The sequence below is a fragment of the Pseudomonas sp. GZD-209 genome, from assembly GCF_049310485.1.
In the GTDB taxonomy this organism is placed as follows: Bacteria; Pseudomonadota; Gammaproteobacteria; order Pseudomonadales; family Pseudomonadaceae; genus Aquipseudomonas; species Aquipseudomonas sichuanensis.
In genome coordinates, this window is the sequence record NZ_JBMOWQ010000220.1 from 1 (window position 1) to 14,366 (window position 14,366).

Annotated in this window: 12 protein-coding genes; 5 read left to right on the forward strand and 7 right to left on the reverse strand. The window is 64.4% G+C overall.

Annotation, left to right across the window (positions count from 1 at the left end; genetic code table 11):
- The first annotated feature begins 140 nt into the window (after nucleotides 1–140).
- The 3 genes from ACO6VM_RS22255 to nhaA all read left to right on the forward strand — a co-directional run bounded on the left by ACO6VM_RS22255 (nucleotide 141) and on the right by nhaA (nucleotide 3,942).
- Nucleotides 141–815, forward strand: a complete 675-nt coding sequence (locus ACO6VM_RS22255) for a COG3650 family protein (RefSeq protein ID WP_401058725.1) — start codon at nucleotides 141–143, stop codon at nucleotides 813–815.
- 103 nt (nucleotides 816–918) lie between these two features.
- Nucleotides 919–2,532 (forward strand): NAD(P)/FAD-dependent oxidoreductase, encoded by a 1,614-nt coding sequence (locus ACO6VM_RS22260; RefSeq protein WP_401058726.1) that lies wholly within the window; start codon nucleotides 919–921, stop codon nucleotides 2,530–2,532.
- Between the two features lie 234 nt (nucleotides 2,533–2,766).
- Entirely contained in the window at nucleotides 2,767–3,942 is a 1,176-nt protein-coding gene (gene nhaA / locus ACO6VM_RS22265; protein ID WP_401058728.1) for a Na+/H+ antiporter NhaA, read from the forward strand.
- A gap of 63 nt (nucleotides 3,943–4,005) precedes the next feature.
- On the opposite strand, the gene ACO6VM_RS22270 is transcribed toward nhaA, so the two are convergent.
- Nucleotides 4,006–4,470, reverse strand: coding sequence for a glycine zipper 2TM domain-containing protein (locus ACO6VM_RS22270; protein WP_110996277.1), 465 nt, complete (start codon nucleotides 4,468–4,470; stop codon nucleotides 4,006–4,008).
- A 149-nt stretch (nucleotides 4,471–4,619) separates the two neighbouring features.
- On the opposite strand from ACO6VM_RS22270, the gene ACO6VM_RS22275 reads away from it, so the two are divergent.
- Nucleotides 4,620–4,853 (forward strand): hypothetical protein, encoded by a 234-nt coding sequence (locus ACO6VM_RS22275; protein ID WP_422403837.1) that lies wholly within the window; start codon nucleotides 4,620–4,622, stop codon nucleotides 4,851–4,853.
- Here ACO6VM_RS22275 and pdxH read toward each other — a convergent pair.
- The 5 genes from pdxH to dinG all read right to left on the reverse strand — a co-directional run bounded on the left by pdxH (nucleotide 4,850) and on the right by dinG (nucleotide 12,317).
- Nucleotides 4,850–5,497, reverse strand: a complete 648-nt coding sequence (pdxH, locus tag ACO6VM_RS22280) for a pyridoxamine 5'-phosphate oxidase (RefSeq protein ID WP_110996275.1) — start codon at nucleotides 5,495–5,497, stop codon at nucleotides 4,850–4,852. The genes ACO6VM_RS22275 and pdxH overlap by 4 nt on opposite strands.
- A 19-nt stretch (nucleotides 5,498–5,516) precedes the next feature.
- The gene (locus tag ACO6VM_RS22285) at nucleotides 5,517–6,497 is read right to left on the reverse strand and encodes an OmpA family protein (protein WP_422403838.1); all 981 of its coding nucleotides are present in this window, start codon (nucleotides 6,495–6,497) and stop codon (nucleotides 5,517–5,519) included.
- A 99-nt stretch (nucleotides 6,498–6,596) separates the two neighbouring features.
- Nucleotides 6,597–7,742: a serine hydrolase domain-containing protein gene (locus ACO6VM_RS22290; RefSeq protein WP_258645225.1), complete on the reverse strand. Its 1,146-nt coding sequence runs from the start codon at nucleotides 7,740–7,742 to the stop codon at nucleotides 6,597–6,599.
- A gap of 124 nt (nucleotides 7,743–7,866) precedes the next feature.
- Nucleotides 7,867–10,092, reverse strand: a complete 2,226-nt coding sequence (locus ACO6VM_RS22295; RefSeq protein WP_422403839.1) for a beta-galactosidase — start codon at nucleotides 10,090–10,092, stop codon at nucleotides 7,867–7,869.
- Nucleotides 10,093–10,172: 80 nt separating this feature from the next.
- Nucleotides 10,173–12,317 (reverse strand): ATP-dependent DNA helicase DinG, encoded by a 2,145-nt coding sequence (dinG, locus tag ACO6VM_RS22300; protein ID WP_422403840.1) that lies wholly within the window; start codon nucleotides 12,315–12,317, stop codon nucleotides 10,173–10,175.
- A 98-nt stretch (nucleotides 12,318–12,415) separates the two neighbouring features.
- Between dinG and ACO6VM_RS22305 the strand changes: the two genes are divergently transcribed.
- A complete protein-coding gene (locus ACO6VM_RS22305; protein ID WP_422403841.1) occupies nucleotides 12,416–12,880 on the forward strand; it encodes a CopD family protein in 465 nt (154 codons plus the stop codon).
- 183 nt (nucleotides 12,881–13,063) lie between these two features.
- Here the strand turns inward: ACO6VM_RS22305 and ACO6VM_RS22310 are convergent, their stop codons facing one another.
- On the reverse strand, nucleotides 13,064–14,314 hold the full coding sequence (locus tag ACO6VM_RS22310; RefSeq protein WP_401061024.1) for an IS256 family transposase: 1,251 nt from the start codon (nucleotides 14,312–14,314) through the stop codon (nucleotides 13,064–13,066).
- Nucleotides 14,315–14,366 lie beyond the last annotated feature (52 nt).

Here is a 14,366-nt window from a genome sequence, read left to right on the forward strand (position 1 = left end):
GTCTTTCGTTCGGCCCCCCCCCTCCCACCCCCTCCCCTACGGGGGATACGTCCCCCCCCCCCCCGATGAGGCCCTTGTGATCCCCGCCCACCCTGAGTAACGTGGCCAGCTCTTTTGCACAGTTCCCCGGAGCCCGCCCGATGCGCCTCACCCCTCCCCTGTTGCTCGCCGCCCTGCTGCCCCTGTTCGCCGGTTGCCAGGTGCTGGCCGAAAAACCGGCCGACCCGAACCTCGGCACCACGCGCATGCAGGGCGAACTTAGCGCCGGCGGTGGCCATCTGCTGTTCAAACCCTGCAACGAAGCCCGTCAGTTCGTCATCAATGACGCTGGCAGCACCGCGATCCTGCAGGAAGCCGCCAACCTGGCCAAAGACTCCAAGGACAAACTGTTCAGCGACCTGCGCGGCCGCCTGACCGGCAGCAAGCAGGCCGGCAGCGACGGCCAGATCGACGTCACCCGCCTGTACCGCCTGGAACCCACCGCCCGCGGTTGCGAAGACCCCAACTTCAAGCAACTGACCCTGCGCGCCGGCGGCCACGAGCCGGACTGGGACATCAAGGCCAGCGGCAAAGGCATGGTGCTCAACCGCGTCGGCCAGGAACCGCTGCCGCTGCCGTTCCTCGAAGAAGAGCTGCCCGGTGGCGGCCTGAGCCTGTCCAGCGAAGCCAACGGCCAGCGTGTCGAGCTGTGGGTAGCACCGCAGCGCTGCGTCGACGTTGCCACCGGCGCCATTCGCCACCTCAAGGCCGAACTGCGCATCGACGGCAAAACCCTGAAGGGCTGCGCTTACTATGGCGGTGCCCGCGACCTCTGATCGCCGGGTGCTTTTATCCTGCCAGTCGGGGCGGCGAACAGCTTATACTTGGCGGTTTGTGTAAAGCCGCCGGCCGCCCATGGCCGGGATACTGGACCCTGCCATGCTACGAATCACCGAACTCAAGCTGCCCCTGGACCACTCCGACGACGAGCTGCGCGCAGCCATCGTCCAGCGCCTGGGCATCACGGATGAGCAACTGCTCGGTTTCACCCTGTTCAAGCGCAGCTACGATGCGCGCAAGAAGAACAGCGAGCTGCTGTTCATCTACACCATCGACCTCGAAACCAGCAACGAAGACGAGCTGCTGCGGGTGTTCGCCGACGATCCGAAAATCAGCATCGCCCCGGACGTCAGCTACAAGTTCGTCGGCCACGCCACACCGGCAGTGCAGGAACGCCCGGTGGTGGTCGGCTTCGGCCCGTGCGGCATCTTCGCCGGCCTTTTGCTGGCTCAGATGGGCTTCAAGCCGATCGTCCTCGAGCGTGGCAAGGAAGTGCGCCAGCGCACCAAGGACACCTGGGGCCTGTGGCGCAAGAGCGTGCTCAACCCCGAGTCCAACGTGCAGTTCGGCGAAGGCGGCGCCGGGACCTTCTCCGACGGCAAGCTGTACAGCCAGATCAAGGACCCGCAGCACCACGGCCGCAAGGTCCTGGAAGAGTTCGTCAAGGCCGGCGCGCCGGACGAAATCCTCTACATCAACAAACCGCACATCGGTACCTTCCGCCTGACCAGCATGGTCGAGAAGATGCGTGAAGAGATCATCAGCCTGGGCGGCGAAGTGCGCTTCGAGCAGAAGGTCACCGACCTGCTGGTCGATGGCGAGCAACTGACCGGCGTGGTCCTGCAGAACGGCGAGCAGCTGCTGTCGCGCCATGTGGTCCTGGCCCTGGGCCACAGCGCCCGCGACACCTTCCGCATGCTTCACGCCAAGGGCGTGTTCATGGAGGCCAAGCCGTTCTCGGTCGGTTTCCGCATCGAGCATCCACAGTCGCTGATCGACAAGGCGCGCCTGGGCAAGTATGCCGGCCATCCGAAGCTGGGTGCTGCCGACTACAAGCTGGTGTACCACGCCAAGAACGGTCGCTCGGTCTACAGCTTCTGCATGTGCCCGGGCGGCACCGTGGTCGCCGCCACCAGCGAGCCGGGCCGCGTGGTCACCAACGGCATGAGCCAGTACTCGCGCAACGAGCGCAACGCCAACTCGGGCCTGGTCGTCGGCATCGACCCGGAGCGCGATTACCCGGGCAGCCCGCTGGCCGGCATCGAACTCCAGGAGCGCCTGGAATCCCACGCCTACGTGATGGGCGGCAGCAACTACCAGGCACCGGCGCAGTTGGTAGGTGACTTCGTGGCCGGCCGTGCGTCCACGGCGCTGGGCAGCGTCGAGCCTTCGTACAAGCCGGGTGTCACCCTCTGTGACCTGGCGGCAAGCCTGCCGGCGTTCGCCATCGAAGCCATCCGCGAGGCACTGCCGGCCTTCGAGCGCCAGATCAAGGGCTACAGCCTGCATGACGCAGTGCTGACCGGGATCGAAACGCGCACCTCCTCGCCGTTGCGCATCACCCGTGACGACAGCTTCCAGAGCCTGAACCTCAAGGGCCTGTTCCCGGCAGGTGAAGGCGCGGGCTACGCCGGCGGCATCCTGTCCGCCGGGGTCGATGGCATCCGCATCGCCGAAGCCGTAGCACGGGACATGCTGGGCCTGAACGACTGACCGTTCGACAGGCCTGTGTCGCCTTGACGGCACAGGCCTGCGGTCACTCTCGGATTTTTCCGGCTCTTCCCTGAGAATTACCTTCCTGCCCTGCTCCGCATTGCCGTCTAGGCTTGCCCAGTCGTACCCGTAACACCTTATAACTAAAACGAATATAATTTTTGTTTTAAAGCATATCCCCACACGCTAGGGTGTACGCCCGTTTCAATCCAGCTATTTGGAGAGCCCTCACCCGTGCGTAGCCTCTTCGCTCGTTTCTTCCAATTGGAAGCCGCCAGCGGCCTGCTGCTGATCGCCGCCGCCGTGCTGGCCCTGATCATCAACAATTCGCCGCTTTCCTATCTGTACAACGGCCTGCTCGAAGTACCGGTCGCCGTCCAGGTCGGCGCCCTCGAGATCGCCAAGCCACTGCTGCTGTGGATCAACGATGGCCTGATGGCGCTGTTCTTCCTGCTCATCGGCCTTGAGGTCAAGCGCGAGGTGGTCGACGGCCACCTGTCCAAGCCTTCGCAGGTGATCCTGCCCGCCACTGCCGCCATCGGCGGCATGCTGGTGCCGGCGCTGATCTACTGGTTCATCAACCGCGATAACCCGGCTGCCGTGGCCGGTTGGGCAATCCCTACCGCCACCGACATTGCCTTCGCGCTTGGTGTGCTCGCGTTGCTGGGCAAGCGTGTGCCGGTGTCGCTGAAGCTGTTCCTGATGACCCTGGCGATCATCGACGACCTGGGCGCGATCATCATCATCGCCCTGTTCTATTCCGGCACGCTGTCCAGCCTGTCGCTGATGCTGGCCGGCGCCTGCCTGATCGCATTGCTCGCCATGAATCGCATGGGGGTAGTAAAGCTTGGCCCTTACCTGGTGATCGGCCTGATTCTCTGGGTCTGCGTGCTCAAGAGCGGTGTGCATGCCACGCTTGCGGGTGTGGCCCTGGCCCTGTGCATCCCGCTGCGTACCAAGCACGCCGAAACCTCGCCGTTGCTGAGCCTGGAACACGCGTTGCACCCCTGGGTCGCCTACGCCATCCTGCCGCTGTTCGCCTTTGCCAACGCCGGCGTCTCGCTGGCCGGTGTCACCCCGGAAAGCTTTACCCACCCGGTCCCCATGGGCATCGCGCTCGGCCTGCTCGCTGGCAAGACGGTCGGGGTGTTCGGCCTGACCTGGATTGCCGTCAAGCTGCGCCTGGCCGCACTGCCGGCCGAGGCCAACTGGGGGCAGGTGCTCGGGGTGGCGATCCTCTGCGGCATCGGCTTCACCATGAGCCTGTTCGTCGGCTCCCTGGCCTTCGCACCGGGTAGCAGCGACTATGCGGGCATGGACCGCATGGGCATCCTCACCGGTTCGTTCTTCGCCGCCGTGGTCGGTTACCTGATCACGGCCATGGCAAGCCGCAAAGCCGCTGCCCGCTGAATCCAGCAGGCAAAAAGAAACCCCGACCGGCAAAACCGTGTCGGGGTTTCTTTTGTCTTGCGATCAGTGCGTGACGCGGCTGGTGCCATCGACGGTCATGATGCGCACACGCTCGCCAACGCGGAAGATTTCGTTCTGCTGCACCTGCTGCACATAGGCGCGCATGCTGCCGTCGTCTTCACGCACGGTGATCTCGACGCCCTGGGTGCGGGTCAGGCCCTCTTCGGCGGCGGAACCGGCCAGGCCACCGGCCACGGCACCGATCACAGCGGCAACGATGCTGCCACGGCCACCGCCAACCGCGCTGCCGGCAACACCACCGACAATGGCGCCGGCACCACCACCGATTGGCGTCTTGGTGCCTTCGATCTTCACAGGACGCAGCGATTCGATGGTGCCCATGCGCACGGTCTGCACGCGGCGGGCCTCATCACGGGAGTAGCTGTCACCGGTCAGCGACGACTGGCAGCCGCCCAGCAACAACGCCATGGTGGTGAAGCTCGCCACCAGCAAAACGGATTTACGCATGAGGACAATCTCCAAAAGTTTCAGGTGCTCATTAGACGCCTCGCCTTGACGGGTGTCACGGCGCAGCCGTTATAAATTTGTTCCCATTCAGCTCAGGTACAGCCACCATCGGCTGTACACGGGGCACTCGGGTTGGACCAAGGATAGCCATGGATTACTTCATCGTCGTGGTGACGACTGTCGCCGGCCTGTACTTTCACGGCTGGCTGTATCTGCGCATGAGGCGCTGGATGGACCGTGACCTGGCGCTTTCGCTGGCCGGGCAGGATCCGGCGAAGCAGGCATTCATGCTCCAGTTGCTGGAGCGGGCGCGGGCAGAAAAGATCAAACGCAAAGCGCTGGCGGCCTGGCTGGAGAGCGAGGCCACCGCGTTCAAGAGTTAAGGTGCCAGGCGCTCACGCTGCCACTGGCCATCCACCAGCCGATAGTTCAGGCGATCATGCAACCGGCTGGCGCGGCCCTGCCAGAACTCGATGCGCTCCGGCAGCAAGCGATAGCCACCCCAGTGCTCGGGGCAATGGGGTTGCGCATCGGAGAAGCGCGCCTCGGTGGCCTTGACCAGCCCCTCCAGTTCCTCGCGATCAGCGATCACCCGGCTCTGCGGCGACGCCCAGGCCCCCAGGCGGCTGCCCAGCGGGCGCACCTGGTAGTAATCGTCCGACTCCTTGGCCGTGACCTTTTCCACCCGCCCCTCGATCCGCACCTGACGTTCCAGCGCCGGCCAGAAGAAGGTCATGGCCGCAAACGGCCTGGCCGCGATGTGCTGGCCCTTGGCGCTTTCGTAGTTGGTGAAGAAGGTGAAACCCTGTGCATCGAGGGCCTTGAGCAACAGCACCCGGCAATGCGGGCGACCGTCGGCATCGACAGTGGCCAGGGTCATGGCGTTGGCTTCCACCGGCAGCTGCTCGGTTTTCACCGCATCGGCGAACCATTGGTGGAACAGCGCGAACGGCTCACCCGGCGCCTGGGCTTCGGCCAGGCCATCACGGGTGTAGTCGCGGCGCATATCGGCCAGGGATTGGGTCATGGCTGCGTTTCCTTGACGATCAGTTGGTCTTCGCAGGGCTGTTGGCGGCGACTTTCTTGTCGGTACTGGCCTTCTTCGCGGCAGGTTTGGCCGGAGCGGCTTTCTTTTTCGCAGCTGCAGTAGCCTTGGCCGGAGCCTTGGCTTTGGCGGCTGGTTTTTTCGCCGCTGGCTTGGCGGCCGGTTTGGCGGCTGCGGCCTTGGCTGCCGGTGCCTTGGTGTCCTGCACCGCAACCATCGGCGCCGCGGCTGGCGCAGGCGCTGCCTGCTGGTACTTGGCCAACAGGGCGACCATGGTGTCCTTAGGGGTCAGCAGCAGTTCGACACGGCGGTTCAGGGCACGGCCCGGGGCGCTGTCGTTGGCGGCACGCGGCATGACCGAGCCCATGCCTTTGAGCATCAGGCGATCACGTTGCAGGCCGCTGAGACGGAAAATCGCCGACACCGAAGCGGCACGCTCGAGGCTCAGCTTCTGGGTGGCGGCGGTGGCGCCACTGCTGTCGCCATGGCCGAGGATGAGGATAGCGGTCTTGCTGTCGGCCTCGATGGCCTTGGCCACTTGGGTGATCGGGCTCAGGGTCACCGGCAGCAGCATGTTCGGGCGATCCGGGTTATAGGAGCCGTCGACCGGGATGGTCACCGCCAGCAGGTCTTCACGGCGCTCCAGCTCGAATTTGCTGCCCTTGATGGCTTCGCGCACCTTGGGTTCGTACTGGTCGAGCCAGGCCTGGGTGGCCTTGTGGTCGATCTTTGGCACGGCCGCCGCTTGCGTGGTTTTCTCGTCGCCACCGAATGGCCACCACCAGCGGCTGCCGCTCTCGGACTTGGCGTCGGCCTTGGCGACGTTTTCGGTCACGGCCGCTTTCACTTCCTTGTCGGCGACCTTATCCGAACCGAAGGGCCACCAGTTCAAGCCGCCGTCTTTCGAACTGTCCTGCGAATGGCTGGCGCAGCCAGTCATGGTCAGGCACAGGGCGAGTGCTAAGGTTTTATGTGAAGACATCAGCGATACACCATGAAATTGAAAGAAATTCTACCCACACCTTTCAGGCGTTGGCACTGAGGATAGTCAAAGGGCCGGGGCAATACTCGCACCACCCGATCAAAGGCAGCCGGCAAGCACACGTACCAGTTTTTGCGCGCGCGGGTCCATCAGCACGTACGGGCCCAGCGTATTGGTGACGAAGCCGAAGGCCACGTCGTGTTCGGGGTCGGCAAAGCCGACCGAGCCACCTGCCCCCGGATGCCCGAATGCCCGGGCGCCGAGGCCGAAGGTGGCGTTGGCCACCTGGGGCTGGTCAAGCATGCAGCCCAGGCCAAAGCGGGTCTGGGTCAACAGAGTGCGGTCCTGGCCAAGGCTGTGTTCGCGGGTCAGCTCGTCGAGCAGTTCGGATTCCAGCAGGCTGCCATCGAGCAGGCCGGCGTAGAACCCCGCCAGGCTGCGTGCGTTGCCGTGGCCATTGGCCGCCGGTTGCTGCATGCGCCGCCATTCCGGCTTGTTGGTGCTGGTGAGGATCGCCGGCGGGTTGGTGAAAGCACGGGTCGACAGCGCTTCGGGTTCGCGCATGGTCACCTGCAACAGGCGCTGGGCCGCAGCATCGCCCGGGTTGCCCTTGCCGCGGGCGATGTGCGCCACGCGGTGGAATTCTTCGTCCGCCAGGCCCACATGGAAATCCAGGCCCAGCGGCCTGGCGGTGCGCGCGACAATCGACTCGCCCGGCCCACGGCCATCGGCGCGGCGGATCAGCTCACCGATCAGCCAGCCATAGGTGATCGCGGCATAACCATGCTCGGTGCCTGGAGCCCACCAGGGTGCCTCGGCGGCCAGCGCGTCGACCATCGCCTGCCAGTCGTACAGCGCCTCGGCTGGCAACAGTTCACGAATGGCCGGCAGGCCGGCGCGGTGGCTGAGCAGCTGGCGCAGGGTGACCTGCTCCTTGCCGGCCTGGGCGAATTCCGGCCAGTAACGCGCAACCGGCGCATCCAGCGCCAGCTTGCCCTCGCCCACCAGTTGCAGGGCGGTGACGGCGGTGAAGGTCTTGGTGCAGGAAAACAGGTTGGCGATGGTGTCGCTGTGCCAGGCCTCGCGGCCGTCCTTGTCGGCACTGCCGGCCCACAGGTCGACCACGGTCTCGCCGCCGACCTGGATGCACAGCGCCGCACCACGCTCCTGGGGATCCTCGAACAACGCGGCGAAGGCTTCACGCACCGCCTCGAACTTCAGCTCATAGTGGCCCTGAATCTGCACCCGCCTGTTCTCCGTACGACCTTGCTGAAAAAGGCGTGCATTGTTTCAGTAGTTGGCCCTTTTGCCTACTGAATGTGGCCGGGTGGTCGCAAGGAAAAACTGATATTCGAGGCGCGCAGGGCGGTCACTGCGCGGGTTTGTCGAGGGCCTTGCGCAACTGACCAACGGCTTGCAGGTTGCTGCGGCGCACCGCCTCGACAAAGCCTGGATAGGCCACATCGGTGATGGCCACCAACCCCAGATGGCCATTTTCGCCATCCAGCAGTCGCCCGCTGGCCGGTTGGTCGAGGTACTGGAACCAATGGGCGCCGACGATCATCGGCTGGGCCAGGGCCGCCTTGAGGAAGTTGCCGTAGGCCGGGCCACGGTCTTCTTCGCGGGCCACTTCCAGCGGGCCGGGCCAGAACGGGCCACGGTCGCGGGAGCCGAACTGGAATTCCGATACCAGCACCGGCTTGTCCAGCTCGGCCAGCCTGGCGAAGTCATAACCGTCTTCGGGCTTGAGGGTATAGAAGTTGAAGCTGAGCACGTCGCAGAACTCGGCGCAGGCCTTGACCGCTTCCGGCGTGCTCACGGCGAAGCGACCGCCCAGTAGCAGGTGATTGGGGGCATGCCACTTCAGTGAATCGGCAATGGTCTTGAAGTAGGTCTGGGCGAACACCTGTTGGAAGTACTGGTAGTCGCGCTCGATTTCCGGGTGTGCAGGGTCCGGCAGCGGTGCCTCGAAGCCGGGGTCTTCCATCAGCTCCCAGGCGCTCAGCTCGATGCCCCAGGCTTTCGACAGCCCTTCCTGGTTGCGGTACTTGTCACGCAGTTGCTTGAGAAACGCGCGCTTGGCCGGTACATCGGTGGTCAAGCGCAGGGTGCCGTAGGCCAACCCATAGCGGGCCCTCGGGTCGTCACCGGGTGCGGCCCAGGCAAGTTCGTTGTCGGCGAAGTAGCCGATCAGCCACGGGTCGTCACGGTGGTCACGGGCGGCGATGGCCACGGCGCGCTCGGTGGCCATGGCGAAACGCGGGTCGAACGGGTCTGGCATGCGCCCCCACCAGTCCATGCCGGTGCTGATGCTGGCGTAGTCGCCGACGATCGACAGTGGCAGCGTGTACGGCATGCGCTTGGCCTGGGCAAAGCCTGGGTCGCTCCAGTTGCCCAGGGTATTGAAGCCCCAGGCTTGCAGGCGGTCGAGGGTGTGCGCCTGCCAGCGCGGCAGGTCCAGGGCCAGTGGCGGGCAGGCCGGTTCGGGCGACGCCGAGCAGGGTTTGCCGTAGGTACGCTGCAGGTTGGCCGCATAGAAATCGAACCAGCGCCCCTGCTTGAACTGGCGCCCCTGGGACGAGGTGTTGCCATCATCGTTGTTGCCTTCGCCATAGAACGCCGCCAGTGCCTCGCCATCAGCCGGCAGTGCCTTGAACATGCTTTCGCGACCGGCGACGTAAGTGCGCCCACCATCGGCGGCGACGGCATTGACGCCCAGGGAATAGAACGGGTGCCCGTCGGGCGTCACCAGGTACCAGCGTCCGTCGCGTTTTTCGGTACGGAAGAAGCCCTTGGCCTCGAAGGCTGGCCCCGCCAGCAGGCCGCCATAGGCGTCCAGGCCGAGCTTGTCGCGCTCGCCCAGCCAGCTTTTCAGCTGCGCCTGCTCGCGGCTGTCGGCAGCCTTGAGCTGGTCGTCGCCGACGATCTTTTCCGGCCAGCGCCCACGGGTGGACTGGCCATAGCCGTCGATCAGCTCGCTGTAAGCGGCTTTGAACGCCTGGTCGTCGTCCTGCAGGCCGACCTTCTCGATCAACAGGCTCTGCGCCACTTTGGGGTTGGGGATGCTCAGGCTGACCGAGGTGACTTGCTTGAGGTCCACCTCGCCTGCACTGCTGGTCAGCAGCAGGCGCTGGCCTTCGTGGGCCCATGGCATCGGCGGGCCGGCACGCATGCCTTGGCTGAGCGGCGAGCTGGCCTTGAGCGGAATCATCACCGTCTGCGCCGGCCCTGCCGGCAAGTCGATACGGCTGGTGAGGGTTCGCCCATCGCTGCTCTGCACCGCCACGTCGACGGTCAGCGCCCAGTCCATGCCGCTTTGCAGGCGCAGTGTCAGGGCCTGCCCGGCCGACCAGTCCCAGGCGCCACTGGGCGGTGCCAGGCGCAAGGCCGGTTGCGCCACCGGATTGAACACCACCCGCCGCAACACCTCGCCTTCGGCGGTCTGCTCCGCGTTGTACTGCGGCATCGCAGCGTCCTGGGTGGTCACGTTGACCACCGCGGCGGGGCGCACGAAGCTGAACAGCGTCTGTTGCCCGGCCAGCAACGGCGCACTGAACAACAGGGAGAACATCACAGGCAGGGTACGGCGGATCATAGGGCGGTGGCTCTCCTTCTGAGCCCGTCATGGGCTCACGATCGAGTATGGACAACAAAGGAAGCGTCTTGCTCCGGCCGTCAGCCGATTTCCCGTCGGAATGGCGGCAGCGCATTGAGAATAGCCTTGCCGTAGCGCTGGGTGACCAGACGCCGGTCGAGCAAGGTGATGACGCCGCGGTCCTGTTCGGTGCGCAGCAGCCGGCCGCAGGCCTGGATCAGCTTCAGCGAAGCGTCAGGCACGGCGATTTCCATGAACGGGTTGCCGCCGCGGGCCTCGATCCATTCGGACAACGCGGCCTCGACCGGGTCATCCGGCACCGAGAACGGGATCTTGGCGATGACCACGTGCTCGCAGTAAGCGCCCGGCAGGTCGACACCTTCGGCGAAACTGGCCAGGCCGAACAGCACACTGTGCTGGCCATCGTCGACCCGTGCCTTGTGCTTGTTCAGGGTTTCCTGCTTGGACAGGTTGCCCTGGATCAGCACCAACTTGCGCCAGTCGCGGTCCAGGCCATCGAATACGTCCTGCATCTGTTTACGCGACGAGAACAGCACCAGCGCGCCCCGCGCACCTTCGACGATGTTCGGCAGTTCACGGATGATCGATGCAGTGTGCGCCGTGGCATCGCGTGGGTCGGCGCCCAGGTCGGGCACCCGCAACAGGCCGGCATCGCCATGCACGAACGGGCTGGGCACCACGCACTGCACCGCGTCGCGCGGCAGCCCCGAGCGCATGCGGAAGCGGTCGAACTTGCCCAGCGCGGTCAAGGTCGCCGAAGTCACCAGGGCGCCATAGGCGACGTTCCACAGGCTTTTACGCAGCATCTCGGCGGCGAGTATCGGGCTGGCGTTGACCTCGATATCGAACAGCGCGCCAGTTTCGGCCAGGGTCAACCAACGCGCCATGGGCGGGTTGTCTTCCGGGTCTTCGGCAGTGAACGCGGTCCACAACTCCCAGTTGCCCTGGGCACGGGTCACCAGGCTGCCGAACAGCGGGTACCACTCCTCGGCCTGGTGGCTGGCAATGCCGATGTTGTTCTCGCCGTCCATGCCTTCCTTGAGCAGGTCGGCCAGGCGGGTGAACAGGTCGGTGAGGCGGGCGAAGCCTTTTTTCAGCTCGATGCCGACTTCGCGGATCTGCTCGGGCACCACGCCGCCTTCGAAGCGGTAGCGCGGGCGGTCGCGGCCTTCCATGTCTTCACCGGTACGAAAGTCCGCAACCTGCTCGCACAGGGTGAACATGAACTGCTGCTGGGTACGCACCTCGCGGGCCAGCTCCGGCACCTGCTCGATGTAGCGGCCCAGGTCGCCCGGCAGCGGGTGCTGGGCCAACAGCTTGGTGAGGTTCTTGGCCGTCTGCTCCAGCCAGTCGGCGGTGGAGCGCAGGCGCGAATAGTGGGCGAAGTGGCCGATGGCCTTGTCCGGCAAGTGATGGCCTTCGTCGAACACGTACATGGTGTCGCGCGGGTCGGGCAGTACGGCGCCGCCGCCCAGCGCGAGGTCGGCGAGGACCATGTCATGGTTGGTGACGATCACATCGACCTTGCCCATGCCTTCGCGCGCCTTGTAGAACACGCACTGCTGGAAGTTCGGGCAATGGCGGCCGGTGCACTGGCTGTGGTCGGTGGTCAGGCGCGCCCAGTCCTGGTCCTCGACGGCTTCCGACCAGCTGTCGCGATCACCGTCCCAGCGGTTGCCGGCGAGCTTCTCGATCATGCTGTTGAACAGCTTCTGGCTGCGCTCGTCGACTTCGATGTGGAAGCCTTCCTCTTCGAACAGCTGGGCGGTGGCCGACTGGGCGTGGCCTTCCTGCAGCAGGATGTCGAGTTTGGACAGGCACAGGTAGCGGCCACGGCCTTTGGCCAGGGCGAAGCTGAAGTTCAGCCCGCTGTTGCGCATCAGGTCGGGCAGGTCCTTGAGCACGATCTGTTCCTGCAGCGCCACGGTCGCGGTAGCGATCACCAGGCGCTTGCCGGCGGCCTTGGCGGCCGGGATCGCGGCAAGGGCGTAGGCGACGGTCTTGCCGGTACCGGTACCCGCCTCGACCGCCACCACGGCGGGCTCGCCGGCACGGCGCCCTTCGTCGTCGCAGGCGATATCGCCGAGCACCTTGGCCACTTCGGCGATCATCAGGCGCTGGCCATAGCGTGGCTTGAGGCTTTTGGCTTCGAGGAAACGCGAGTAGGCGCCCTGGATGGTGGCTTTGAGTTCGTTGCTGATCATGGTCTGCAGGCGCCCGGAGGGCTGGATATATTTTCAGTGTTTCGCATGGGCCGGCTATCATACCCCGCTATTGCCCTTTGTGCCGCATGGAGATCCGGATGCTCGCCTTTGCCCTGCCCTACACCCTGCATGTCCTTGCCGCCCTGGTTTGGGTTGGCGGCATGTTCTTCGCCTGGCTGATCCTGCGCCCGGCCACGGTTGCAGCCCTGGAGGGGCCGGCGCGGCTGCGTTTGTGGGTGGAAGTTTTCCAACGGTTCTTCAGATGGGTCTGGCTGGCGGTGGCGATTTTGGCGATCAGCGGGGTGGGCATGATTCACCTGCGCTTTGCCGGGTTCGAGACCGCGCCGCGGTACGTTCAGGTGATGATTGGTGGCGGGATCGTGATGTTTGCGTTGTTCATGCGGATTCAGTCGTTGCTGCTGCCTGAATTGCGCACGGCGGTGCAGGCTGAGGATTGGGCGGCGGGGGCTGGGGTGCTGGGGAGGATTCGGCGGATGGTGGGGGTCAATCTGGCGATCGGGCTGGCGGTGGTTGCGGTGGCGAGTTCGCGGATTCTGGTTTGATAGGGGCTGGGCCTTCGAGCTTTGGGTTTTGCGTGAAGGCCGCCAGGTGTTCGCCGAAAGCCTTGCAGCGCCTATGAGATCGAGCGCCGCCCGCGCGGCGCATCGCGGGACAAGCCCGCTCGGGACTGTCAGTTTTTTTGTGTTCGGGCCGGTAATGGCCTGCCGCTAGGCAGGCCATGATTTTCACCAGGTCGGCCTGATGAACCGATCTCCGTACAGAATCGCAAACTGATTCATTGCACTTTTCCAATCATGCGCCGCCGAGCCCCAATTCGCCGTGATGTTTCGCAGCCCCAGCCAGATCAGTTTGGTGGCTGCGTCATCGTTCGGAAAATGGCCCCGGGTCTTGATGATCTTGCGTAGCTGAGCATTGATGCTCTCAATGGCGTTGGTGGTGTAAATCACCTTCCTGATGGCCGGTGGGAAGACGAAAAATGGAATCACTCGATCCCAGGCGCGCCTCCAGGCAGCCACCACCGTCGGATATTTCTCGCCCCACGGCCCGCTCTCAAACTCATCGAGTGCTTGCTCAGCCGCTTCGGCATTGATGGCTTGGTAAATCGGTTTCAGCGCTTTGGCCAGCTCTCGACGCTTGTCCCACGCCGCATAGTCCAGGCTGTTGCGGATCAGGTGCACGATGCATGTCTGCAACGTCGTCTCTGGAAATACTGCGCTGAGGGCTTCTGGCATGCCTTTGAGGCCGTCGGTCACGGCAATCAGCACGTCCTCGACGCCACGCTTCTTGAGATCGTTAAAGACCTTCATCCAGAACTTTGCACCCTCGGTGTTCTCGATCCAGATGCCCAGGATATCGCGCGTCCCGTCGGGAAGAACGCCCAGCGCCAGGTAAATGGCCTTATTGCGCACCAGGCCTTCTTCGCGGATCTTCACCCGCAGCGCATCGAAGAAAATGACCGGGTACATCGGCTCCAGTGGCCGCTGCTGCCACGCGCCAATCTCTTCCATGACCTCGTCTGTCACAGAGCTGATGAAATCGGGTGAAACGTCGGTTCCATACTGCTCGGACAGGAAGGCCCGTATCTCTCTGACCGTCATTCCACGGGCGTACATGGCGATGATTTTGTCATCGAATCCGGTGTAACGGCGCTCATGCTTGGGGATCAGAATGGGCGAGAAGCTGCCGTCACGGTCCCGAGGGATATCCAGCCGTAGCGGGCCATCGCCTGTCAGCACAGTCTTGCCACTCGTGCCATTGCGCTGGTTGGTCTCATCCTCTGGGCGCTGCGCGCCCGGAGGATAGCCCAGGTGATGACCAAGTTCGGCGTTCAGGGCTCGCTCGATCAGTGCTTTCTTGAAGGCGGCAGAGGCCTCCTCAATGGCCTCGGCGGTCATCAGCGGGGTCGCGGAAAACTGTTCAAGCAGCTCTTTCGGGACCTTCGGTAACTCTCGAAGCGGTTTCTTTTTGGTTGGCATACATGCACCTCTTACTCATGGTATGCCCGAACACAAAATTTCTGACACCCTC